Source organism: Enterobacter cloacae subsp. cloacae ATCC 13047 (assembly GCF_000025565.1).
Lineage (GTDB): Bacteria > Pseudomonadota > Gammaproteobacteria > Enterobacterales > Enterobacteriaceae > Enterobacter > Enterobacter cloacae.
The window spans coordinates 2,661,187-2,680,532 of sequence record NC_014121.1 but is presented as its reverse complement, the minus strand read 5'-3'; the positions used below and the strand labels follow the sequence as shown (position 1 = coordinate 2,680,532).

The window sequence follows — 19,346 nt, the reverse complement described above, 5'->3', positions numbered from 1 at the left end:
GTGAGCACCTCAATCACAGGAAAGAGGTGCTCGCAAGATTACTCCAGCCCCAGCGTATACTGGGCGATTTTGAAGTAGATAATCAGCCCGGTACCGTCGATAAGCGTCGCGATAAACGGCGCGGAGACGACGGCCGGGTCAATGCCGCAGCGCTTGAGTACCATGGGAATAACGGACGAGACTATGGCACTCCACAGCGTAATGCACACCAGCGTCAGGCTGACGATAAGGGTAATTTCCAGCCCAATCCCCATCATCCATGCGCGGATGCACCCGGCAATACCGAGCGTGACGGCAATCATCAGTGAGGTGGTCATCTCTTTGCAAAGTACGCGACCGACATCGCGCAGATGCACTTCACCCAGCGCCATGGCGCGCACCAGCGTGGAGGTGATCTGCGTTCCGCTGTTCCCGCCGGTGCCAATCAGCAGCGGGATAAAAAATGCCAGCGCAATGGCGGACTCCAGCGCCTCTTCAAAGTGCTGGATCACCGAGCTGGTGTAGGCTTCCGCGACAAACAGCAGCAGCAGCCAGACGGAGCGTTTTTTCCACAGGCTGAAGGCGCTGGTCTCCAGATAGGGCTTTTCCAGCGGCAGCGTGGCCCCCTGGCGCTGGGCATCTTCGGTGACATCGTCTTCCAGCAGGTGAGCCATTTCGCGCTCGGTGAGGCAGCCAACCAGCTTGCCGTGGGTGACAACAGGCACTACATCCGCACCGCTGTGAGCCAGCAGTCCGGCGACATCGGCCCGCTCATCTTCCGGTTTGACCTGCAGAAATTGCGACAGCATCAGCGATTTTACCGGCTGCACGGTATCGGTGGTTTGCAGCAATTTGCGTACCGCAATCATGCCTGCCAGGCGACCCTGATCTTCAATGAAAATATGCGACGGAATATCATCGTCTTTTAATTTTTCGAAAAACTGCTCGCGCGCCAGCGCCACGCATAATGAAATATCGAGGACAATAAAATCGGTATTCATATATTGCGCGATAGCGCTGTCATTGAATAACGGGTTCTGGTTGTGAATAGCGTAAGACATAGTGAATTCCCTTTGAATAAAAAATCTCTCAGGGGCGAGCAAGACAGGGCATGTCGAAGAGGAGATCCCCACGTCCTGGGTTCAGCACTGTACACCGTATCCCGTAAGGGAAGTTATACTGACAAAGCCTTGATTCGACAGTGCCTGTTTTACCCTGTGCGGGTTCTCTCGAACCTGTCAGAGCGATAACGTGTATTTGTACAGGAGCCTCGCCATAACGAGATCGTTGTAACCCAGCGGGATAATACGCTTATTTTATTTTCCCGCTCTGGAATTTAAAAAATGTTTAGGGAATGTTTATGTATTCATTATTCATGACGCGTTGAGCCTTTATTTAAACTTGCTCGACTTTAATGGGAGGGTAAATATTCACGAGGAGAGCAAGGTGGCGTGGTTCGACAATCTGCTCAATCATTTTGCGCATTATCCGACGCATCTCTTTGCGCTGCTCTTCGTGCTGGCTTTGAGTAAATCCACGGTGCTGATCTCCTCCGTGCTGCCGCCCGCCTCGGTGATGTTGCTGGCCGGGATCACCGTCAGCCAGGCGAGCCTGCATCCGGCGTTGACGTGGCTGGCGGTGGTAATGGGGGCCACGCTCGGTTCGCTGCTGAACTATCATATCGGTCAGTTGATGGGGCATACGCGGCTGGTGACGCGCATTACCTCAAAACATGCCGATACATTTTTGCGGGTGCAGCATCAGCTACAGAAAAACGGCGTGCTAGTGCTCTTCACCGCCCGTTTTTTGGCGGTACTGCGCTATATCGTGCCGTTGGCGGCGGGCATGCTCAGGCTCAACCGGGTGAAGGTTTACGCGGTCAGTCTGTTTTCTGCCGCCGTCTGGGCGGCGCTGTATGTCGGCATTGTCACCGGCATCAGCGCCTTTTAAGTTACAAACTTCCCATTCCGCCGTCGACCAGCAGTTCCGTTCCTACCGTATAGCTGGATTCGTCGGAGGCCAGATAGAGCGCGGCTTTTGCCAGCTCCGTCGTCGAGCCCATTCTGCCCAGCGGCACAAGCTTGATGATCTCCGCCATCATCGCGTTAAGCGTTTCTTCGCTTAAGCCCGTTTTCGTAAAGGCCGGGGTTTCTACCGGGCCGGGGCTCAGACCGTTAACGCGAATGCCGCGCGGTAACAGCTCTGCTGACAGTGTGCGTGCCAGCGACAGCAGGGCGGCCTTGCTCGCGGCATACACGCTGCTGGTGGGCAGGCCGATGCGCGCGCTTACGGAGCCGCACAGGATCACCGAGGACGGATTATTCAGCAGCGGCAGCAGCGCCTGAATTAAAAAGAACGGTCCCTTCAGGTTGATGCCCATCAGACGATCCCAGGCCTCTTCCTGCCACGCTTCCAGCGGCGCGTGGGTCACGTCGCCGGCGTTGAGAAACACCGCGTCCAGGCGTGGCCAGCGGGCGGCAAGCGTCTCCGCCAGCGCTTTTTGCGAAGCAATATCTCCTGCATCGGTCGGGATCACCCAGGCCTTATCGCCCAGAATGCGCTCTGCTTCGGCGAGCGTTTCCGGGTTACGACCGGTGACGGCGACATGCGCCCCTTCGGCGAGAAACACCTGCGCAGTGGCAAGGCCAATGCCGCTGGTTCCGCCGGTAATCAGCGTATATTTACCTGCTAAACGACCCATGTTCTTCTCCTGAAATGTCTCTGGAGAAAGCACTATAGAAACGTTAGTATCGAAAGGAAACCAGGTACCAATTGGATACTAATGCGGCAAGAGGTGTGCTATGGCGGAATTGCTCGATATACGTTGTGAAAAAAATTCTGAGGTTTATGTCTGCCCGATGACGCAGTTTGTGAACCTGATTTCCGGGAAGTGGGCGATCCCTGTTCTTTATCGCCTGATTATCCTCAATGCGCCGGTACGCTTTGGCGATCTGCTGCGCGCTACCGCCCCCATCACGCAAAAAGAACTCACGAAGCAGCTCAGGCTGTTCGAACAGCGCGGGCTGGTGTCGCGCACGGTTTACCCGGAGATCCCACCGCGCGTGGAGTATCAGATAACGGGGCTGGGGTTGACCCTGCAAGGGGCGCTCTCGCCGCTGGCCGCCTGGATGAGTGAGTACGGCGACCAGCTTGAGCGTTAGCCTACTGTTTTACATAGCGCGGCGCCGGGATGCCGGTGCGGGCGCTGTTAAACAGTTCCAGACGTGCCGTTTCGTAGCGATCCCACAGGCTGGCATCATGCATTGGCGGAATGGTAATCAGCTCGCCCTGATCCAGACCCGCCAGCGAAGCATCCACCATATCGTCAGTGGTCATCACCGAGCCTTCCGGCAGATCGTTCACCGTCACGCCGGAATGCTGCCAGATTTCTGTTGCCGTCGCGGCGGGTAACACGGCCTGAATACGCAGGTTGCTGTCGGCAAACTCCTCCTGTAACCCACGGGTAAAGCTGAGCACCCAGGCTTTGGTGGCGCTGTACAGCGCGCTGCCTGCACGCACGTGCAGGGACAACACCGAGGCGATATTGATAAGCGTACCGTGGTTATTCTGCGCCAGGCGCGGCAGGATCGCATAGGTCAGACGCATCAGCGCCGTGGTATTGAGGGTGTTAATGGCCTGATGCTGGGCCACATCGCCCGCGAGGAACGGCGCCATCTGCGCGGTGCCGGCGTTGTTAACCAGCGCATCAATGGCGGTATTGCTACGCAGTTCGTCTTCTACCGCGCGGATCCCGGTTTCATCGGTGAGATCGGCCACCAGAATATCGACGGTCACGCCATAGCGCGCGCGCAGGTCGGCGGCGAGGGTTTGCAGCCGATCCTCGCGGCGGGCGACCAGGACCAGGTTAGCGCCGCGCGCGGCAAGGCGATCGGCATAGACGGCACCAATCCCGGAAGAGGCACCCGTAATCAGGGCGGTAGTGATTTGCGTAGTCATCGTGTGTTACCTCAAAGCAAAGTGGGTTATTTGGTTTCAATATGAAACTTAATTCACTGTCTGCTATTTGGTTTTATAATGCAACTATATTGGTGGTCATTTTGTGCTTTTGCCGTCGGTAACGATCAGGAGGGGAGTTTGGCCACGATCTCTTCAGGCGTCAGTTCGCGGCCATCGTCGGCAATAAGCAGCAGTTTACGCAGCGGTTTGCGCTGTTCGCTATCAACGAGAACGGTGCCGCATTCGTTTTCCGCGAACAAAAATTCATTGCCCCACTGGGACAGGGCCACCAGCACCGTCTGGAGTGCGCGTCCCTTGTCGGTCAGAACGTATTCCTGCCAGGCGCTGCCGTCGGAGGCGGGCTGGAGCCGGAGGATGCCTTCATCGACCAGCAGTTTTAGCCGCGCGGTCAGCATGTTTTTCGCGATACCGAGGCTTTTCTGGAACTCGCCGAAGCGTTTAATCCCACGCAATGCGTCGCGAACAATCAGCAGCGACCACCAGTCGCCGATGATATCCAGCGAACGGGCGACAGGGCAGGTACTCTCTTCAAGACGGGTGCGTTTCACAGGCAAATCTCCGGGCGTATGTAGTTTTATTATAAAACTAATCTGCTCACCGGGTAAGCGTGTTATTCATCAGTTTGAGAAATGCTTCCCGGAAAATTGTCACGGTTCTGTCACACTGAACGCGACATTTTAAAACGAGTGAGGAATTAGGGATGAGAAAAGCACTACTCGCGGTGGCCGTAGCCGGTCTCTTTTCAGCAGCCTCCGGGGTGCAGGCGCAAGAGACGCCGGAAGGGTATCAGCTGGAGCAAGTTTTAATTATGAGCCGTCACAACCTGCGCGCACCGCTCGCCAATAACGGCAGCGTGCTGGAGCAGTCCACGCCAAAGCAATGGCCTGAATGGGAAGTGCCGGGCGGTCAGCTCACCACCAAAGGTGGCGTGCTGGAGGTTTACATGGGGCACTACATGCGCGAGTGGCTGGCCCAGCAGGGGATGGTGAAGACGGGAGAATGTCCACCGGCGGAGAGCGTTTATGCTTACGCCAACAGCCTGCAGCGCACCGTGGCCACCGCGCAGTTCTTCATTACCGGGGCTTTCCCGGGCTGCGACGTGCCTGTGCACCATCAGGACAAAATGGGCACCATGGACCCAACCTTTAATCCGGTAATTACCGATAACTCGCCGGAATTCCGCGAAAAAGCGCTCAAGGCGATGGAGTCCGAGCGGCAGAAAATGCAGCTTGGCGAAAGCTATAAGCTGCTGGAGCAGATGACGAACTACGCCGATTCGCCGTCATGCAAAGAGAAAAAAGTCTGTTCACTGGCAGACGCGAAAGACACCTTCAGCGCCGACTACGAAAAAGAACCGGGCGTTTCCGGGCCGCTGAAAGTGGGCAACTCGCTGGTGGATGCGTTCACGCTGCAGTATTACGAAGGCTTCCCGGCCGACCAGGTGGCCTGGGGAGAGATTAAAACCGACCAGCAGTGGCGCGTATTGTCGAAGCTGAAAAACGGATATCAGGACTCGCTGTTTACCTCAACCGAGGTGGCGCAAAACGTCGCCAAACCGCTGGTGAAGTATATCGATAACGCCCTGGTGACCGATCAGGCAAAAGCGCCGAAAATCACCCTGCTGGTGGGGCATGACTCCAACATTGCCTCTCTGCTGACGGCGCTGGACTTCAAGCCGTACCAGCTGCATGACCAGCAGGAGCGCACCCCAATCGGCGGCAAAATTGTCTTCCAGCGCTGGCACGACAAAAACGGCAACCGCGAGCTGATGAAAATTGAGTATGTGTATCAGAGCTCAGAGCAGCTGCGTAACGCCAGCGTGCTGTCGCTGCAGTCTCCGGCGCAGCGCGTGACGCTGGAACTGAAGGGGTGTCCGGTGGATGCGAACGGTTTTTGCCCGATCGATAAATTTAATACGGTGATGAACGACGCGGCGAAATAAGATAATCCCCCCGCGCAGGCGGGGGGAAACGCTCAGACGTTTTTACGTTCGATGGTTTGCTCACCCCAGAAGAGCGAGTCTTTGTCCGTTTTTTCGAAGGCGCGTACCAGCACTTCATCATTGCCTTCTTCCCAAATCTGCTCTGCCAGTTTTTCATCGTATTTCGCGACTTCAAAAATGGCTTCGGCGATCTCCGGAGAGGTATTGCGTAAACTTGCCCATTCGCCCACGTGGTGAGCTTTGGATTCTTGAGTTGGCATGCTTGTCCTCCTGTTGAGTTAGCCGTTCAGTTTTTTGGCCAGACCCGCGACGTATTCACCCTGATAGCGGGCGATAGCGAGCTCTTCATTGCTCGGCTGTCGGGATCCATCGCCACCGGCAATGGTGGTTGCACCGTAAGGTGTGCCGCCACGTACCTGAGAGACATCAAACAGTTCCTGCGCGCCATAGCCAATCGGTACAATCACCATCCCATGATGAGCAAGGGTAGTCCAGGTTGAGGTAATCGTCTGTTCCTGGCCTCCGCCGGTCCCGGTGGAGCTGAACACGCTGGCGAGTTTGCCGTACAGCGCGCCAGAGGCCCACAGCCCGCCCGTCTGATCGAGGAAGGTGCGCATCTGGCCTGACATATTGCCAAAACGGGTGGGGGTGCCGAAGATAATGGCGTCGTAATCCGCCAGTTCCTGAGGCGTGGCGACCGGCGCATTCTGGGTTTTTCCTCCGGCTTTGGCGAACGCTTCTGCCTGCATGGTTTCCGGTACGCGTTTTACCACAACCTCCACGCCGTCCACTTTGTTTGCACCTTCTGCTACCGCGTGAGCCATGGTTTCAATGTGTCCATACATGGAATAATAGAGCACCAGAACTTTAGCCATTTTGCATCACTCCTCGTTTGTTTTTTCTGACAGCGAATCGCTGCGTTCATTTAAAGATATGACATCACAGCCAGACTGCAAAAATGAACGGCATTTCTTTGATTTATAACAATATGCTGACCATCGCGGCTTGTAGCAAAATGAAACATTTTTACCGCCGACGATTTTTGAAATGATAAGAAAGGCTTATGAATGGCCGCCGCGTTTTCTCACCCAAAAGACTGAGATCTTGTTGCAGAATATTAACTACAGCTTGCTGGATACCCTCAGTCCACTAAGCTTAGTTTCACGCGGCACAGATAAAGGCGCTGTCCCTTAGCCGCGAGGTGAAAGAATCCTCTTTTACTGAATGCAATATGATGTCTAATGTTTCACACACTGGAGGTTAGAGATGGCAAACCATCGTGGTGGTTCAGGCAATTTCGCCGAAGATCGTGAAAGAGCATCAGAAGCAGGCCGTAAAGGTGGCCAGCATAGCGGGGGTAATTTTAAAAATGACCCTCAGCGCGCATCTGAGGCTGGCAAAAAAGGGGGTAAAAACAGCCATGGCGGCAATAAGTAAGTCGCCGGGTTGAAAGACCTCTGCCGCCGGGTTCTCCCGGCGGTTTTTTTATTTCTGTAACATTGAACTGCAATCAAAGGCATCGCACACTAGTCCGTTCATTCTACGTTCTGGTGCCTCATGTCTGTTTCTCGTTTTACCTTCTCCGTCAAACCTCAGGAAGCGATCCTCATTCTGATCACCATGTTCTGGGGCGGAACCTTTCTCGCCGTCCAGTATGCGGTCACCCTGAGCGATCCGTTCTTCTTTGTCGGCCTGCGTTTTGCGACAGCAGCGATTGCCGTGGGGTTGATCTCGTTGAAAACCCTGCGCGGGCTGACCCTGCAGGAGCTCAAGGCCGGGGTGGCGATTGGCGTGGCGATTGCCATGGGGTATAGCCTGCAGACGTGGGGGTTACAGTCAATCTCCAGCAGTAAATCGGCCTTTATCACCGCCATGTATGTGCCGCTGGTGCCGTTACTGCAATGGCTGTGTCTGGGACGCCTGCCGGGTGTGATGTCCTGCATTGGTATTGTGCTGGCGTTCATCGGCCTGATTTTGCTGGCCGGGCCGGAAAATAACCTGCTGGCAATGGGGCCGGGCGAGATCATTACCCTGGTGGGAGCCATTGCGATTGCCGCGGAAATTATCCTCATTAGCGCCTGGGCCGGGAAGGTCGACGTTAAGCGCGTCACGGTGGTACAGCTTGCCACGGCGTCGCTGGTGGCGTTCGCGACGATGGTTCCGGCAGGGGAGTCGGTTCCGCCGATGTCTGCCGGGCTGGTGGTGGTGGCAGTGGGACTGGGTATTTTCAGCGCCATTATTCAGGTGACCATGAACTGGGCACAGCGCAGCGTGTCGCCGACGCGGGCGACGGTGATCTACACCGGGGAGCCGGTCTGGGCGGGGATTTTTGGACGCATTGCCGGAGAACGCTTACCGCTGCTGGCGCTGGTCGGCGCGGCGTTTATCGTTGTTGGGGTGCTGGTGAGTGAGCTAAAGCTCAAAAAAAGACGTAAGGCGATTGCCGGGTAAGCGCAGCGTCACCCGGCAAGTAAGGGGCCTTTATATCAGGTGGAGGGGGTGATGGCTTCCCCTTGCGCTTCATCCCCTTTCCGGCGGCTCAGCAGGGCATTAAGCAGGATCGCCCCAAAGGTCGCCGTACCAATCCCGCCAACCGTAAACCCGCCCAGCGTCAGGGCAAAATCACCTGCACCCAGCACCAGCGTGACCGCCACCATAATCAGGTTACTGTTCTGGCTGAGATCGACGCGATGCTGTACCCAGATGCGCGCTCCCGCCACGGCAATCAACCCGAACACCACAATCGATGCGCCGCCGATGACCGGCGAGGGAATGGTGTGGATCAGCGCACCAAATTTAGGTGAGAAGCCGAGCAGCATCGCCATGACCGCCGCCGCCACGAACACCAGCGTGGAGTAGACTTTCGTTACCGCCATCACGCCAATGTTCTCGGCGTAGGTGGTGACACCGCTGCCGCCCACCGACCCGGAAAGCATCGTCGCCAGGCCATCCCCGACAAACGCGCGCCCCATATACGGATCCATACTGCGCCCGGTCATGCCCGCCACGGCCTTCAGGTGCCCTAAGTTCTCCGCCACCAGGATCACCGCGACAGGGGCGATAAGCATCATCGCCTGCGTGTTAAAGGTTGGCGACGTGATCTGCGGCAGACCGAACCAGGCAGCCTGATGGAGCAGGGTAAAGTCGACAGGCTTGCCGAAACCAAAGACATTGGCCAGCAGGGCGTAGATCAGACAGGCCACAATCAGCCCGACCAGAATCAGCAGACGCTGAACCATGCCGCGGGTGAATACCGCCACCAGACCGATACACAGCACGGTGATCACCGCCATCCAGCTCTCAAACGGCGAGCCGGAGACACTCTTCACGGCAATTGGCGCCAGGTTCAGGCCAATCGCCATCACCACCGCGCCGGTAACCACTGGCGGCATCATTCGCTCGATCCAGCGGGTTCCGATCTTCATCACCACGACGCCAATCAGGGTATAGACAAGACCACAGGCGATAATGCCGCCGAGGGCGACGCTGAGGTTGGGGTTGATCCCCTGACCGTTAAACCCGGTGGTGGCGATGACCACGCCGACAAAGGCGGCGCTGGAGCCCAGATAGCTGGGCACGCGCCCGCCGGTGACAAAAAAGAATAGCAGGGTGCCAATACCCGACATCAGAATGGAGAGATTGGGATCAAGGCCCATCAGCATCGGCATCAGCACCGTTGCACCAAACATGGCGACCGCGTGCTGGACGCCCATCACCAGGGTTTGCCCGAGCGGGAGCCGTTCATCTGGCGCGACCACGCCAGGTTCTGTAGAGGTCGATTTCAACTGCCAGTGGGGAAATCCGAACATTGCCATGAGCTGCTTCCTTAAGAAGGGTTAACAGGCGGGTCGCATAAGCGCGTGGTAGCCGCGGTCAAACCACACCAGCCCCTGCGGGGCAGGGTGGCGGATAATGGACACGATGTCGCAAAACAGAATGTCGTGGGTGCCGACGCTGACCACCTGGCTGATACGGCAATCAAACGAGGCCAGCGCCTCCTCCAGACGCGGGCAGCCCGTCTCGCCCGTCTGCCAGCGGGCAGCGGCGAAGCGATCTTCCATCGGCGTTTTGCCGCCAAACAGGTTGGAGAGTGGCTCCTGTCCGGCGCTCAGGGTGTTGACGCACAGGGTGCGGTTTTCGCTAAACGTCGGCCAGACGGACGCGCCGCGGTTAAGACACACCAATAGCGTCGGGGGCGAGTCGGTGACGCTGCATACGGCGCTGGCGGTGAAGCCCGCTCTGCCAGCAGGGCCGTCGGTGGTGATGATATTGACCGCCGCGCCCACACAGGCCATGGCATCGCGAAAGGTTTGTTTATCGGGTGTCGTCATGATGGCTCCTTACGCCAGCCCGCAGGCGTCTTCAAAGGCCAGGCGCGGCAGACGGCCGTAGAGTTTTCCCACATCGCCATAGCCGATATTGATCAGCAGATTGCTTTTCAGCAGCGTGCCGGTGAAAAAGGCTTCGTCGACTTTTTGCCGGTCAAAACCGGACATCGGGCCGGTGTCCAGCCCCAGGGCGCGACAGGCAAAGATGAGATAAGCGGCCTGCATGGAGCTGTTGCGAAAGGCGGTCTCTTCAGCGTGCGCGGGGCTGGTGGTAAACCAGCTCTTCGCATCCCCGTGCGGGAACAGTTCAGGCAGACGCTCATAAAATTCCGTGTCCCACGCCACAATCGCGGTGACCGGTGCGGTGAGGGTTTTCTCCAGGTTGCCGCTGGAGAGTGCGGGGCGCAGCTTCTCTTTACCCTCTGCGCTGCGCACAAACACAATACGGGCCGGGGAACAGTTAGCGGAGGTAGGCCCCCATTTCATCAGGTCGTAGATCTCGCGCAGCGTCTCGTCGCTGACCGGTATGTCCAGCCAGCCGTTGTGGGTGCGTGCGCCGGTGAACAGTGAATCCAGCGCGGCAGAGGTAATGGCTTCGCTCATCGAAACTCCTTATAAAGCGGGTTCATGGCTGTGCAGCAGGCTGGCAAGCCCGTTCAGCAACAGGGTATTAAACGTTTCCGGCTCGGTGACGTTGCAGGCATGGCCGCCCTGGCGCATCACCACGCTGTGGCTGTGCGGGAGCGCCGCCTGCAGCTCAGACGAGCAGACAGAGGGCACCAGCAGGTCATCGGCGGAACAGATAAGGTGCACCGGGCAGGCCATGCGGGCGGCATGGCGACTAAAATCGGCCTTTTTCAGCGCGTTCAGCCTGCGCAGCAGATTGTTTTTGCCCTGAAAGTGCGCCAGCGCCAGTGCCTCTTCTGCTTCCAGACGCGGTGCGCGGGCGGCCATCCAGTCTGCCGGATAGAGAAACAGCGGCTGCGCCTCTACCCACGCCTGCGCGCCACCGGCATGCAGCAGCCGTTCGCGGATCTGAAAGCAGCGTCGGGTATGGGCATTCAGCGTCAGCCAGCCGTTGACGCACACCAGCGCTTTGAGCGCATCGGGGGTGTCGAGCGCCAGTTGCAGGCCGATCAGCGCCCCCAGCGCATGGCCGACCACACAGTAGCGGGTGATGCCGACCGCGGTCAGCGCCTGTGCCAGCTCACCGGCCATCTGCGCCAGGGTGTACTCTTCCGGCAGGGTGTCAGGGTTATTGCCGGTGCCACGCTGGTCGTAACAGACCACCTGATACTCCTGTTCCAGCGCGGCTAGCTGGGGTAACCAGTAGCTGCCGCCCCCGCCGAGTCCGGCAATCAGCACCACGACGGGCGCGCCGTCAAACGGGGGCGGTGAGACGGAGAGCTTCATGGCAGCCTCACTTTCCAATGTGCGCAACGGTGGCGATTTCAACCAGCGCGTCCGGCTTTACCAGCCCGCACTGAATGCAGAAGCGGGCCGGCTTATCGCCGGGGAAGAACTCCGCGTAGATCTCGTTAATCGCGGCGTAGTTTTTCCAGTCGGTGATAAAGATGCTGTTGAAGGTCACATCCTCCATCGTGCCACCCGCGGTTTCGATCACGGTCTTGATCGTCTCCAGCACGTGGCGCGTTTGCGCCTTTGGGTCGTTGATAAACACCACGTTGTTGTCTTTATCAAACGGCAGGGTACCGGAGACGTACACCACGCCATCGGCGAGCGTGCCGGGGACAAACGGCGCAATCGGCGTGCTGGTGCCCGGTGGAATAATCACGGATTTCGGCATCGTATGTCTCCTCAAGCGATACGGGCGAGCGGCGGATTCAGGGCGTCGCAAAAATCGGCGACGTTACTGACCCAGCCAAAAAAGGTTTCGATATTGAACAGCGCCGCTTTCTGGGCAAATTCCGGCCCCGCCTGATGAGTGGCGTCTTCCAGTACCACGCCGAAATACTCGAGGAAGAAGCCGTCGCGCAGGGTCGACTCCACGCAGACATTGGTGGCAATGCCGGTAAAGACCAGATGACGAATGCCCCGGCTGCGCAGCAGGCTGTCGAGCGGCGTGTTGAAAAAGCCGCTGTAGCGCGGTTTGGGCAGCACGATATCGCCTGCTTCCGGCACCAGTTCATCCACCAGCTGATAATCCCAGCCACCTTTAGCCAGCAGCTTGCCCTGCAGTTCGGGCCGTTTGCGCATGGTTTTCAGGGCGTTCGATTTGTGAAAATTGGGCGAGCCGGGGCCACCGGCTTCCACGTATTGATCGTCCCAGCCGTTCTGAAACCAGATGATGAGCATCCCGGCGGCGCGTGCGGCGGCGACGGCGGTTTTGATGTTCTCAATCACCGGCCGGGTGGCGGAGACGTCAAACCCCGCCAGATCCAGATAACCGCCGGGGCTGGCGTAGGCGTTTTGCATATCCACTACAATCAGCGCGCTCTGCGGTGCAGAAAAGGTGATGGCTTCCGGACGGGCATTAAGGGTTGTCATTACGCCACCTCCTTGGTGATGGCGGGAATGTGGGCGCGGCACTGCATCAGCGGCTGAATGCGCTCGCCGAAGGTCTCCACACCGGTGAGGAAATCGTCGAAGGTCAGCAGAACGCCTTCCGCGCCGGGAACGGCGGCCACTTCGTCGAGCATTCTGGCAACGCTGGCATACGAGCCGACGAGCGTGCCCATGTTGATATTGACGGCAGAGGTCGGGTCGGCCATCTGGCGCACGTTGGTGTCCGCGCCGGAACGGGTATCTTTCTGGCTCTGTTCGGTGAGCCAGCTCAGGGCCTCGTCGTCAGCCCCGTCCTTATAACGCTCCCATTTGGCGCGCGCGGCCTCATCGGTTTCGTCGGCAATGACCATAAACAGCACGTAAGAGCCCACATCACGGCCGGTTTTGTCGGCGGCCTCTTTCATGCGTGCGGCGGTTGGGGCGAAGGCGGCGGGGGTGTTGACACCTTTACCGAAACAGAAATTGAAGTCGGCGTATTTTGCCGAGAACGCCATTCCCGCGTCGCTCTGCCCGGCGCAGATCACCTTCATTGGTGCAGAAGGCTGCGGGCTGACGCGACAGTCATTCATGGTGAAGTAGTCACCTTTGAAATCGCTCTTGCCGGTACCCCACAGATCGCGCAGCACCTGCACGTATTCGGTAAGGTACTCATAGCGGCGCGAGAAGTACTCATCTCCCGGCCAGAGCCCCATCTGGTCGTACTCCGGCTTTTGCCAGCCGGTGACCAGATTGACGCCAAAACGCCCCCCGGAGATGGAGTCGATGGTGGAGGCCATCCGCGCGACAATGGCTGGCGGCAGGGTGAGCGTGGCGGCGGTGGCGTAGATCTGAATCCGTGACGTCACCGCCGCCAGGCCCGCCATCAGGGTGAAGGACTCCAGATTGTGATCCCAGAATTCGGTTTTACCGCCAAAGCCGCGCAGCTTGATCATCGAAAGTGCAAAGTCGAAATGGTAGTGCTCCGCTTTTTGCACGATGGCTTTGTTCAGCTCAAAGGTCGGCATGTATTGCGGAGCAGTGGTCGAGATAAGCCAGCCGTTGTTGCCGATGGGTACAAATACGCCAATTTTCATCACGAACCTCTCTTCACTACGTTGCAGGTGAACAGGGTTTTGCAAAGGGAGTGCCAGTTTTCAAAATGGCTTTGTTATTAATGTGTTAATCAATGGTTGGTGAATTGAGCGTGACAAAAGTGGACTAACTGGTCAAAAACATTGCACACAAAACAGGCATTCATGCGCGATGGGAGTGCAGAATGTCGTGGCGAGGCGGGGGTTTTGCTATGCTGTTGGCAACGCAGAATAAGGAGAGCGGGATGACACAAGGCGCAGTGAAAACAGCAGGTAAACGTTCGCAGGCGGTGAGCGCCAAAAAACACGCCATCCTCAGTGCGGCGCTGGAGACCTTTTCACAGTTCGGCATTCACGGCACGCGCCTGGAACAGGTGGCGGAGCAGGCCGGGGTGTCCAAAACCAATCTGCTCTACTATTACCCGTCGAAAGAGGCGCTGTATGTGGCAGTAATGCAGCAGATCCTGGATATCTGGCTGGCGCCGCTAAAGGCCTTTCGTCAGGAGTTCGCCCCGCTGGTGGCGATCAAAGAGTACATTCGCCTGAAGCTGGAGGTCTCCCGTGATTATCCGCAGGCATCCCGGCTGTTCTGTCTGGAGATGCTGCAGGGCGCGCCGCTGCTGAAGGCAGAGCTGACGGGGGATTTAAAACAGCTGGTGGACGATAAATCCGCGATCATCGCCGGGTGGGTCGCCAGCGGCAAACTGGCACCTGTCGATCCGCAGCATCTGATCTTTATGATTTGGGCCGCCACCCAGCACTACGCTGACTTTGCGGCCCAGGTGGAAGCGGTAACCGGAAAGACGCTGCAGGACGAAGCGTTTTTCCAGAGCACTCTCGAAAACGTGCAGCGGATGATTATTGAAGGGATCCGCGTGCGCTAGTTTCCCTCACCCTAACCCTCTCCCACGGGGAGAGGGGACTGTTCTGTGCTGTCTTTTCTCCCTCGCCCCTATGGGGTGAGAGGACAGCTTAAGTCGCCCTCTTCACACTGCATCAGCGAGGCCAGAAACGCCTCGCGTTCCACGGTTTTCTCCGTCAGGCACTGACTCATGATCATAGGCTGCACGCTGCCTCCCTCGGTACCAGAACCGATAAAATTGCAATCCGCATCGCGCAGGGCGATCCACGCCTGCTGCGCCTTTTTCAGCAGGTCACGCTGTGGGGCCGCCGCACGCTTAATGGCGGACTGATAAGTCTGGTTGAGCTTTTTATCAGCGGCCTGGTACTGCTGCGCGCTACAGGTATTCAGTTCAAGCTGCGTAGTGGCGTTGTCGCACTCGTCGGCCAGCGCGCTGGCGCTCAGCAGCAGGGCGGCGCCTGCGAGAAATACTCTTTTCATCATCCCCTCCGTGTAAAAAAGCCGGATGCGCTGTGCTTATCCGGCCTAAGGTGAAGTTGTAGCCCCGGTTAGCGTAGCGTCACCGGGGAGAGTGTACACGATTACCCGATTGTCATCAGGCTGGCGTTACCGCCCGCTGCCGCGGTGTTGACGCTGAGCGAACGCTCCACGTACAGGCGCTCCAGCAGCAGGTTGGTTTCACCGCGGGCGAAGCCCTGCACCGAAACAATCGCCCCGCTGCGGGCCGCAACCTGCTCGCACAGTTCGCGCAGCTGATCGGAATCACCGTGGTAGATAACCGCGTCAAACGGCTGCGCAAGCAGGGCATCAGGCTTCGCAAAGTGAATGCGGGCAGACACCGCTTTCGGCAGTTGCTTCGCCAGATCGCGGTGCAGACCGTCTTCCGGCCACAGCACTTCACAACCTGTTGCCATCGCGGCGGCCAGCTGAACCAGCGCATCCTGTTCGTTATCCGCCACGCACAGCACGCGTTCGCGCGGCATCAGCGTCCAGGTGTTGCGTTCGCCGGTAGGACCAGGCAGCAGACGCTGCGTGCCAGCCTGCGCCAGCTCGCCGTACTGCTGTGCGACAGCGCGCAGCTCAGGACGTTTTTCCGCCCAGGTGATGAGTGCTTCCAGCGGCTGCGTCAGCACGGTTTTCAGCTGGACATCCACCGGATAGTCCGCGTCCTGGCGTGCCAGCGTCACGCCCAGCGCGCGCTCAGGACGGTTCGCCAGCAGACGGTACAGATAGAGCGGGCCACCCGCTTTAGGACCGGTGCCGGAGAGCCCCTCGCCGCCGAACGGCTGCACGCCCACGACCGCGCCAACCATGTTGCGGTTGACGTACAGGTTGCCCACTTTGGCGCTGCCGGTGACCTGGGCGATGGTTTCGTCGATACGGGTATGCACGCCGAGCGTCAGGCCATAGCCGGAGGCGTTGATCTGCTCAATCAATGCATTCAGGTTGTTACGGTTGTAACGCACCACGTGCAGGACCGGGCCGAAGACCTCTTTTTTCAGCTCGTCGAAGCTTGCCAGCTCGATAAGCGTAGGCGGCACAAAGGTGCCGGTCTGCCACTCGCGGGCATCTTCGCTGTTCTCGCGCACGGCCTGGAACACCGGACGGCCTTTGGCACGCATGGCCTGAATGTGGTTTTCAATATTCGCTTTGGCTTCCGCGTCGATCACCGGCCCGATATCGGTGGTGAGGCGGCCCGGGTTGCCCATGCGGCACTCGGCCATGGCACCACGCAGCATCTTCAGCGTGTGGTCGGCCACGTCGTCCTGCAGGCACAGCACGCGCAGGGCGGAGCAGCGCTGCCCCGCGCTGTCAAAGGCGGAGGCCAGCACGTCTACCACTACCTGCTCGGTGAGCGCGGAGGAGTCGACAATCATGGCGTTCATGCCGCCGGTTTCCGCGATGAGCGGCGTTGGGCGGCCCTGGGCATCCAGACGGGTGGCAATGTTACGCTGCAGCAGGGAGGCCACTTCGGTCGAGCCGGTAAACATCACGCCGCGCACGCGGTTATCCGCAGTGAGCTTCGCACCCACTGTTTCACCCCGCCCAGGCAGCAGCTGCACCACGCCCGCCGGTACGCCCGCTTCCAGCAGGATGTTAATCCCCTGAGCGGCAATCAGCGGGGTTTGCTCCGCCGGTTTGGCTAGCACGCTGTTGCCTGCGGCAAGCGCGGCGGCAATCTGGCCGGTGAAGATCGCCAGCGGGAAGTTCCACGGGCTGATACAGACCACAGGACCAAGCGGGCGGTGCGTTTCGTTATCGAAATCATCGCGTACCTGGCCTGCGTAGTAGTGCAGGAAGTCGACGGCTTCACGGACTTCGGCGATGGCGTTGCTGAAGGTTTTCCCCGCTTCGCGCACCAGGATACCAATGAGCGACTGCATCTGATCTTCCATCAGCACCGCGGCGCGTTCCAGAATGGCGGCACGTTCTTGCGGCGGGGTGGCGAACCAGATTGGCGCGTTGTTTACCGCGCTTTCCAGCGCCTGCTCCACTTCCGCTTCCGTGGCTTCACGCACGTAGCCGACAATATCTTTTGGCTCTGCCGGGTTGATCACCGGCTGCATCTCGCCGTCTGCGACCGGCTGTTCCAGCATCGGTTTGGCCTGCCATTTCTGCAGCGCGCTGTTGAGCAGGGCAGAAGAGAGGGACGCCAGACGGTGTTCGTTGGCGAGATCCAGACCCGCCGAGTTGATGCGGCCTTTGCCGTACAGCTCGCGCGGCAGGGCAATCTTCGGATGCGGCAGACCAATCTGGCCTTCCTGAGCCGCCATTTTCTCAACGGCCTGCACCGGATCGGCAACCAGTTCGTCCAGCGGCAGGGTGGTATCGGCAATGCGGTTAACGAAGGAGGTGTTCGCCCCGTTCTCCAGCAGACGACGCACCAGGTACGCCAGCAGGGTTTCATGGGTACCCACCGGAGCATAAATACGGCACGGACGGTTCAGCTTGCCCTCTGCCACTTTACCGGTGACCTGCTCATACAGCGGTTCACCCATGCCGTGCAGGCACTGGAATTCGTACTGGCCCGGATAGTAGTTCTGCCCGGCCAGGGTATAGATCGCCGCCAGGGTATGAGCGTTGTGGGTAGCGAACTGCGGGTAGATCAGGTTTGGTACGCCGAGCAGCTTTTTCGCACAGGCGAGGTAAGAGACGTCGGTGTAAACCTTGCGGGTGTAAACCGGGTAGTCTTCCAGACCTTCCATCTGGGCGCGTTTGATCTCGCTGTCCCAGTAAGCGCCTTTTACCAGTCGGATCATCAGGCGACGACGGCTGCGGCTGGCCAGATCAATCAGGTAATCAATAACGAACGGGCAGCGTTTCTGGTAGGCCTGAATAACAAAGCCAATTCCGTTCCAGCCTGCCAGTTCTGGCTCAAAGCACAGTTTTTCCAGTAGATCGAGCGAGATCTCCAGACGGTCTGCCTCTTCGGCGTCGATGTTGATGCCAATATCATACTGGCGCGCCAGCAGGGTCAGGGATTTCAGGCGCGGGTAGAGCTCTTCCATCACCCGGTCGTACTGCGCGCGGCTGTAGCGCGGGTGCAGGGCGGAGAGCTTGATTGAGATGCCCGGACCTTCATAAATACCGCGACCGTTGGACGCTTTACCGATGGCGTGGATCGCCTGCTGGTAAGAGACCATGTAGGCCTGCGCGTCGGCAGCGGTCAGGGCCGCTTCACCCAGCATGTCGTAAGAGTAGCGGAACCCTTTATCTTCCAGCTTGCGGGCGTTGGCCAGCGCTTCGGCGATGGTTTCACCGGTAACAAACTGCTCGCCCATCAGGCGCATCGCCATATCCACGCCTTTGCGGATCAGCGGCTCGCCGCTCTTGCCGATAATACGGTTCAGGGAGCGGGAGAGGTTCGCTTCGTTGTGGGTCGAGACCAGCTTGCCGGTAAACAGCAGACCCCAGGTGGCGGCGTTAACGAACAGCGACGGGCTGCGGCCAATGTGTGACTGCCAGTTGCCGTTGCTGATTTTGTCGCGGATCAGCGCATCGCGGGTGGCTTTATCAGGGATACGCAGCAGCGCTTCCGCCAGACACATCAGCGCCACGCCTTCCTGGGAGGAGAGGGAAAACTCCTGCAGCAGGCTCTGCACCATACCGGCACGGCCGCTGACGGTTTTCTGGTTACGCAGTTTGTCGGCCAGCTGATACGCCAGGCTGTGCGCCTGCGCGGCGACGGCTTCAGGCAGGCGAGCCTGCTCCAGCAGCATTGGCACGGCGTCCGTTTCAGCACGGCGGTACGCACCGGTAATGGCGGCGCGGCTGACGGACTGCGGCAGGATCTGCTCCGCGAACTCCAGGAACGGCTGATGATTCTCGTCGCCAGCAACCGGCGCGTCTTCGCTCTCATTGGCGGCACCTGCCAGCAGGGCGGGCAGCTCGGGCAGACCTTCGTCGCTCTCAAGCCGTTCGAGATAGTTAAAAATTGCCTGCTTGATTAGCCAGTGCGGCGTGCGGTCAATGCGGGTTGCTGCGGTCTTAATCCGTTCGCGGGTTGCGTCATCCAGCTTAACCCCCATGGTGGTCATGCCCATGCCAAAACTCCTGTTGTTCTTTGATCGTGTTCGGTGGTTAGCCTGAAATATCCATCATGTTGCAACTTTGTGCAACCGTGTTAAATGTGACCCGGCTAGCAAGCTGAAAAATGAATG

21 protein-coding genes and 1 riboswitch are annotated in these 19,346 nt (G+C 58.6%); of the genes, 6 read left to right on the top strand and 15 right to left on the bottom strand.

Features of this window, described 5'->3' with window-relative positions; genetic code table 11:
• Window positions 1–38: 38 nt before the first annotated feature.
• A complete protein-coding gene (locus ECL_RS12950; protein ID WP_013097209.1) occupies window positions 39–1,040 on the bottom strand; it encodes a magnesium transporter in 1,002 nt (333 codons plus the stop codon).
• A gap of 59 nt (window positions 1,041–1,099) precedes the next feature.
• Window positions 1,100–1,269, bottom strand: a riboswitch (M-box (ykoK) riboswitch).
• Between the two features lie 156 nt (window positions 1,270–1,425).
• Here ECL_RS12950 and ECL_RS12945 point away from each other — a divergent pair.
• Window positions 1,426–1,929: a DedA family protein gene (locus tag ECL_RS12945; RefSeq protein WP_013097208.1), complete on the top strand. Its 504-nt coding sequence runs from the start codon at window positions 1,426–1,428 to the stop codon at window positions 1,927–1,929.
• A 1-nt stretch (window position 1,930) separates the two neighbouring features.
• Here the strand turns inward: ECL_RS12945 and ECL_RS12940 are convergent, their stop codons facing one another.
• Entirely contained in the window at window positions 1,931–2,680 is a 750-nt protein-coding gene (locus ECL_RS12940; protein ID WP_013097207.1) for an SDR family oxidoreductase, read from the bottom strand.
• Window positions 2,681–2,780: 100 nt separating this feature from the next.
• Here ECL_RS12940 and ECL_RS12935 point away from each other — a divergent pair, with 100 nt between their 5' ends.
• Window positions 2,781–3,140 (top strand): winged helix-turn-helix transcriptional regulator, encoded by a 360-nt coding sequence (locus ECL_RS12935; RefSeq protein ID WP_013097206.1) that lies wholly within the window; start codon window positions 2,781–2,783, stop codon window positions 3,138–3,140.
• A gap of 1 nt (window position 3,141) precedes the next feature.
• Here ECL_RS12935 and ECL_RS12930 read toward each other — a convergent pair whose 3' ends face one another.
• Window positions 3,142–3,936 carry an SDR family NAD(P)-dependent oxidoreductase gene (locus ECL_RS12930; protein ID WP_013097205.1) on the bottom strand — a complete coding sequence of 265 codons (795 nt, stop codon included), beginning with the start codon at window positions 3,934–3,936 and terminating at the stop codon, window positions 3,142–3,144.
• A 125-nt stretch (window positions 3,937–4,061) separates the two neighbouring features.
• Window positions 4,062–4,505, bottom strand: a complete 444-nt coding sequence (locus ECL_RS12925) for a winged helix-turn-helix transcriptional regulator (protein ID WP_013097204.1) — start codon at window positions 4,503–4,505, stop codon at window positions 4,062–4,064.
• A 152-nt stretch (window positions 4,506–4,657) separates the two neighbouring features.
• Here ECL_RS12925 and agp point away from each other — a divergent pair, with 152 nt between their 5' ends.
• On the top strand, window positions 4,658–5,899 hold the full coding sequence (gene agp, locus ECL_RS12920; protein ID WP_013097203.1) for a bifunctional glucose-1-phosphatase/inositol phosphatase: 1,242 nt from the start codon (window positions 4,658–4,660) through the stop codon (window positions 5,897–5,899).
• 32 nt (window positions 5,900–5,931) lie between these two features.
• Here the strand turns inward: agp and ECL_RS12915 are convergent, their stop codons facing one another.
• Both ECL_RS12915 and wrbA read right to left on the bottom strand, forming a co-directional pair.
• Window positions 5,932–6,159 carry a YccJ family protein gene (locus tag ECL_RS12915; RefSeq protein WP_008499832.1) on the bottom strand — a complete coding sequence of 76 codons (228 nt, stop codon included), beginning with the start codon at window positions 6,157–6,159 and terminating at the stop codon, window positions 5,932–5,934.
• Window positions 6,160–6,177: 18 nt separating this feature from the next.
• The gene (gene wrbA, locus ECL_RS12910) at window positions 6,178–6,774 is read right to left on the bottom strand and encodes an NAD(P)H:quinone oxidoreductase (RefSeq protein ID WP_013097202.1); all 597 of its coding nucleotides are present in this window, start codon (window positions 6,772–6,774) and stop codon (window positions 6,178–6,180) included.
• 391 nt (window positions 6,775–7,165) lie between these two features.
• Between wrbA and ECL_RS12905 the strand changes: the two genes are divergently transcribed.
• Both ECL_RS12905 and ECL_RS12900 read left to right on the top strand, forming a co-directional pair.
• Window positions 7,166–7,336 carry a con-10 family general stress protein gene (locus ECL_RS12905; protein ID WP_013097201.1) on the top strand — a complete coding sequence of 57 codons (171 nt, stop codon included), beginning with the start codon at window positions 7,166–7,168 and terminating at the stop codon, window positions 7,334–7,336.
• A 120-nt stretch (window positions 7,337–7,456) separates the two neighbouring features.
• Window positions 7,457–8,350 (top strand): DMT family transporter, encoded by an 894-nt coding sequence (locus ECL_RS12900; protein WP_013097200.1) that lies wholly within the window; start codon window positions 7,457–7,459, stop codon window positions 8,348–8,350.
• Between the two features lie 35 nt (window positions 8,351–8,385).
• Here ECL_RS12900 and rutG read toward each other — a convergent pair whose 3' ends face one another.
• Genes rutG through rutA form a run of 7 tightly spaced genes read right to left on the bottom strand, consistent with a single transcriptional unit; the run spans window position 8,386 to window position 13,826 of the window.
• Window positions 8,386–9,714 (bottom strand): pyrimidine utilization transport protein G, encoded by a 1,329-nt coding sequence (gene rutG, locus ECL_RS12895; RefSeq protein WP_013097199.1) that lies wholly within the window; start codon window positions 9,712–9,714, stop codon window positions 8,386–8,388.
• 21 nt (window positions 9,715–9,735) lie between these two features.
• Window positions 9,736–10,230, bottom strand: coding sequence for an NADH-dependent FMN reductase RutF (gene rutF / locus ECL_RS12890; RefSeq protein ID WP_013097198.1), 495 nt, complete (start codon window positions 10,228–10,230; stop codon window positions 9,736–9,738).
• Window positions 10,231–10,239: 9 nt separating this feature from the next.
• Complete coding sequence (locus ECL_RS12885; protein ID WP_013097197.1) at window positions 10,240–10,830, bottom strand: malonic semialdehyde reductase; 591 nt, start codon at window positions 10,828–10,830, stop codon at window positions 10,240–10,242.
• A 9-nt stretch (window positions 10,831–10,839) separates the two neighbouring features.
• Window positions 10,840–11,640, bottom strand: a complete 801-nt coding sequence (rutD, locus tag ECL_RS12880; protein WP_013097196.1) for a pyrimidine utilization protein D — start codon at window positions 11,638–11,640, stop codon at window positions 10,840–10,842.
• 7 nt (window positions 11,641–11,647) lie between these two features.
• Complete coding sequence (rutC, locus tag ECL_RS12875; protein ID WP_013097195.1) at window positions 11,648–12,034, bottom strand: pyrimidine utilization protein C; 387 nt, start codon at window positions 12,032–12,034, stop codon at window positions 11,648–11,650.
• 11 nt (window positions 12,035–12,045) lie between these two features.
• On the bottom strand, window positions 12,046–12,735 hold the full coding sequence (rutB, locus tag ECL_RS12870; RefSeq protein WP_013097194.1) for a pyrimidine utilization protein B: 690 nt from the start codon (window positions 12,733–12,735) through the stop codon (window positions 12,046–12,048).
• Window positions 12,735–13,826: a pyrimidine utilization protein A gene (gene rutA / locus ECL_RS12865; protein WP_013097193.1), complete on the bottom strand. Its 1,092-nt coding sequence runs from the start codon at window positions 13,824–13,826 to the stop codon at window positions 12,735–12,737. Before rutA ends, rutB begins: the two co-directional genes overlap by 1 nt.
• Window positions 13,827–14,068: 242 nt before the next feature.
• Between rutA and rutR the strand changes: the two genes are divergently transcribed.
• Window positions 14,069–14,707, top strand: coding sequence for an HTH-type transcriptional regulator RutR (gene rutR, locus ECL_RS12860; protein ID WP_013097192.1), 639 nt, complete (start codon window positions 14,069–14,071; stop codon window positions 14,705–14,707).
• A 68-nt stretch (window positions 14,708–14,775) separates the two neighbouring features.
• Here rutR and ECL_RS12855 read toward each other — a convergent pair whose 3' ends face one another.
• Together ECL_RS12855 and putA are read right to left on the bottom strand one after the other, a co-directional pair.
• Complete coding sequence (locus tag ECL_RS12855) at window positions 14,776–15,165, bottom strand: lysozyme inhibitor LprI family protein (protein ID WP_044158640.1); 390 nt, start codon at window positions 15,163–15,165, stop codon at window positions 14,776–14,778.
• Between the two features lie 101 nt (window positions 15,166–15,266).
• Window positions 15,267–19,229 carry a trifunctional transcriptional regulator/proline dehydrogenase/L-glutamate gamma-semialdehyde dehydrogenase gene (putA, locus tag ECL_RS12850; RefSeq protein WP_013097190.1) on the bottom strand — a complete coding sequence of 1,321 codons (3,963 nt, stop codon included), beginning with the start codon at window positions 19,227–19,229 and terminating at the stop codon, window positions 15,267–15,269.
• Between the last annotated feature and the right edge of the window lie 117 nt (window positions 19,230–19,346).

Excerpts from the sequence above, each read along its gene's own strand:
- ECL_RS12950 (WP_013097209.1), bottom strand. The coding sequence starts at position 1,040 with ATGTCTTACGCTATTCACAACCAGAACCCGTTATTCAATGACAGCGCT.
- ECL_RS12940 (WP_013097207.1), bottom strand. The coding sequence starts at position 2,680 with ATGGGTCGTTTAGCAGGTAAATATACGCTGATTACCGGCGGAACCAGC.
- ECL_RS12935 (WP_013097206.1), top strand. The coding sequence starts at position 2,781 with ATGGCGGAATTGCTCGATATACGTTGTGAAAAAAATTCTGAGGTTTAT.
- ECL_RS12930 (WP_013097205.1), bottom strand. The coding sequence starts at position 3,936 with ATGACTACGCAAATCACTACCGCCCTGATTACGGGTGCCTCTTCCGGG.
- agp (WP_013097203.1), top strand. The coding sequence starts at position 4,658 with ATGAGAAAAGCACTACTCGCGGTGGCCGTAGCCGGTCTCTTTTCAGCA.
- ECL_RS12915 (WP_008499832.1), bottom strand. The coding sequence starts at position 6,159 with ATGCCAACTCAAGAATCCAAAGCTCACCACGTGGGCGAATGGGCAAGT.
- wrbA (WP_013097202.1), bottom strand. The coding sequence starts at position 6,774 with ATGGCTAAAGTTCTGGTGCTCTATTATTCCATGTATGGACACATTGAA.
- ECL_RS12905 (WP_013097201.1), top strand. The coding sequence starts at position 7,166 with ATGGCAAACCATCGTGGTGGTTCAGGCAATTTCGCCGAAGATCGTGAA.
- ECL_RS12900 (WP_013097200.1), top strand. The coding sequence starts at position 7,457 with ATGTCTGTTTCTCGTTTTACCTTCTCCGTCAAACCTCAGGAAGCGATC.
- rutG (WP_013097199.1), bottom strand. The coding sequence starts at position 9,714 with ATGGCAATGTTCGGATTTCCCCACTGGCAGTTGAAATCGACCTCTACA.
- rutF (WP_013097198.1), bottom strand. The coding sequence starts at position 10,230 with ATGACGACACCCGATAAACAAACCTTTCGCGATGCCATGGCCTGTGTG.
- ECL_RS12885 (WP_013097197.1), bottom strand. The coding sequence starts at position 10,830 with ATGAGCGAAGCCATTACCTCTGCCGCGCTGGATTCACTGTTCACCGGC.
- rutD (WP_013097196.1), bottom strand. The coding sequence starts at position 11,640 with ATGAAGCTCTCCGTCTCACCGCCCCCGTTTGACGGCGCGCCCGTCGTG.
- rutC (WP_013097195.1), bottom strand. The coding sequence starts at position 12,034 with ATGCCGAAATCCGTGATTATTCCACCGGGCACCAGCACGCCGATTGCG.
- rutB (WP_013097194.1), bottom strand. The coding sequence starts at position 12,735 with ATGACAACCCTTAATGCCCGTCCGGAAGCCATCACCTTTTCTGCACCG.
- rutA (WP_013097193.1), bottom strand. The coding sequence starts at position 13,826 with ATGAAAATTGGCGTATTTGTACCCATCGGCAACAACGGCTGGCTTATC.
- rutR (WP_013097192.1), top strand. The coding sequence starts at position 14,069 with ATGACACAAGGCGCAGTGAAAACAGCAGGTAAACGTTCGCAGGCGGTG.
- ECL_RS12855 (WP_044158640.1), bottom strand. The coding sequence starts at position 15,165 with ATGAAAAGAGTATTTCTCGCAGGCGCCGCCCTGCTGCTGAGCGCCAGC.
- putA (WP_013097190.1), bottom strand. The coding sequence starts at position 19,229 with ATGGGCATGACCACCATGGGGGTTAAGCTGGATGACGCAACCCGCGAA.